Annotated in this window: 1 pseudogene; it reads right to left on the bottom strand. The window is 60.5% G+C overall.

Annotated elements, in window-relative coordinates:
• Positions 1-146 precede the first annotated feature (146 nt).
• A pseudogene (locus AB3X89_RS40125) lies at positions 147-581 on the bottom strand (ATP-binding protein); the annotation flags it as partial.
• Positions 582-621 lie beyond the last annotated feature (40 nt).

Genomic DNA, 621 nt, shown 5'->3' with positions numbered 1-621 from the left:
AAGGCGCTTCAGGACCTTGGCCAGGCCCGGCGCGAGTGTGGTTCGCGGTGTCTTCGTCTTCTTCATCGCACAGCTCAAAAATTCGCTACCCAATTTTAACGTGGGCCTTACTGCAACAGAACCCTTTTCCCGACCCCAGGTGGTCAAAACAGAAGGACCGTGGCCCCTTTCTCCAGCCATGACTCTCCGGCGGCCAGCGCCGTGACATGGGCCTTCGAGACCATTGGCACGGCGCTGAAGTCGAAGGTGGCGAGCGTCTTGGTCGGATCCAGACGCGACTCTGTACGGTGCCGCTCGATGCGTCGTTTGGCGCGCTCAGCCAGTTCGTGCTCAAGCAGTGCGCCAAGCAGTCGCGTGGCCTGCCAGCCTTCCTTGTGCGAGCGCTCGGCGAACTCGGGCCACAACCTGCCGATCGTTGGCAAGCGCAGCTCGTTGAGCATCAGGGCCAGGCGGCCTCCATTATGTGCCGGCGCGCGCAGGCTAAGCTTGTAGCACAGGTACCAGCGAACGCACAGAATGATCACATCGCGGTCAAAGTGACGGCCTGCGAACAGTTCGTCCAGGCTTTTCAGCTTGCTCATCGTCGGTTCCCAATTCGTTCAGCCCGACACCTTAACCGAT

This window comes from Paraburkholderia sp. BR14320 (assembly GCF_040948665.1).
GTDB lineage: Bacteria > Pseudomonadota > Gammaproteobacteria > Burkholderiales > Burkholderiaceae > Paraburkholderia > Paraburkholderia youngii.
This window is presented reverse-complemented; position numbering and strand designations above follow the sequence as displayed.